This is a genomic window from Sphingobium sp. ba1, assembly GCF_000743655.1.
GTDB lineage: Bacteria > Pseudomonadota > Alphaproteobacteria > Sphingomonadales > Sphingomonadaceae > Sphingobium.
Genome location: NZ_JPPQ01000006.1, coordinates 207,967 through 209,461, shown reverse-complemented (window position 1 = coordinate 209,461; position 1,495 = coordinate 207,967). Strand labels below are relative to the sequence as shown.

Here is a 1,495-nt window from a genome sequence, read left to right as displayed (position 1 = left end):
CTTCCTATGAAAAAGGCCCGCCGGTCGGGGGACGGGCGGGCCTTTCTATCAGCGCGTAAGGGCGATCAATATTGGATCGTTACCGTTACTGCGCGGCGGTTTTGCGCCCAGGAGGCTTCGTCCGAGCCGAGGGCGGCGGGGCGTTCCTTGCCATAGCTGACGGTGGTGATGCGGCCCGAATCGATGCCGAGCGAGGCGAGATAGTTTTTCGCGGCGTTGGCGCGGCGTTCGCCGAGCGCAATATTATAGTCGCGGGTGCCGCGTTCGTCGGCATGACCCTCGATCGTGACGCGCACGGCGGGGTTCTGTTGCAGCCAGGCGGCCTGGCTCTGGAGCGTCGCCTGATCCTGCGCATCGACATCATATTCGTTGAGCGCGAAGAAGATGCGGTCGGAGGCGACCGAGGCGACGAAATCTTCCTGGCTGCCCTTGACCGGGCCGGTCGGCGTCGTCGGGCCGCTGGGCATGGTCGTGTCGGTGCCACCGGGCGCGGGCGGCAGTTCGGCCGGTGGCTTTTTCGAGCAAGCGGCGAGCGCGATGATGGCGGTGGCCATCAAGAGGGTGCGGGACAATGGCATTGCGTGTCTCCTTGTTTCAGCGCTGCCTGCGCTCGGATCGGGACGCAGGCAGGCTCCGTGAAGTTCGTTACGCTGTCAAGACGAATGGGTTCCGTCGCGACAGGCGGGCGGGGCGATTATCAGGGCAGCAGCGGTCCCCAGGCCGGATCGGAGCCGCTCAAGGGTGTCGGGATGCGCCGTTCGTTGACGCCGGTCAGGTCGACCTGCCACACTTGGCTTGCGCCCTGGCGGCCCGGCGTGGTGCGGAAGAATTGCAGCACACGGCCATTGGGCGACCAGGTCGGCTGTTCATCCTGCCAGCCATTGGTCAGGATGCGCTCATTATCGCCGCTGGGCGTCATCACCGCGACCTTGAAGTCGCCCGACAATTTGGTGAAGGCGATGAGATCGCCGCGCGGGCTCCATTCGGGCGTCGCATAGCGGCCGCCGCCATGGCTGATGCGGCGCTGGTTCGAACCGTCGGCGTTCATCACATAGAGCTGCTGTCCGCCCGACCGATCGCTTTCGAACACGATCTGGTTGCCGTCGGGCGAATAGCTGCCGCCGACATCGATGCCGGGCGAGGTGGTGAGGCGCACGGGCGTCCCGCCATTGGCCCCGATGCGGTAAATGTCGGTATTGCCGGCCACCGCCATCGAGAAGAGGATGTTGCGGCCATCGGGCGACCAGCGCGGGGCGAAGGTCGGGTTGTTGCTTTCGGTCACCAGTCGCTGCTGCCCGGCGCCGATGTCATAGACATAGAGGCGCACCCGGCTGCCCAGATAGCTGACATAGAGGATGGATTTATAGTCGGGCGAGAAGCGCGGGGTGAGCGCCATCGACTGGCCATTGGTGATGAAGCGATGGTTCGCGCCATCGCTGTCCATGATGGCGAGGCGCTTGACGCGTGCGCCCTTGGGACCGCTTTCGGCGATATA

Annotated in this window: 1 protein-coding gene and 1 pseudogene; both read right to left on the bottom strand. The window is 64.9% G+C overall.

The genetic code is table 11. From position 1 onward, the window contains the following. Positions 1-65 precede the first annotated feature (65 nt). Positions 66-578 carry a peptidoglycan-associated lipoprotein Pal gene (gene pal / locus IL54_RS01160; protein WP_037472304.1) on the bottom strand — a complete coding sequence of 171 codons (513 nt, stop codon included), beginning with the start codon at positions 576-578 and terminating at the stop codon, positions 66-68. A 119-nt stretch (positions 579-697) separates the two neighbouring features. Further along, positions 698-1,495, bottom strand: a pseudogene (tolB, locus tag IL54_RS01155) (Tol-Pal system protein TolB); the annotation flags it as partial.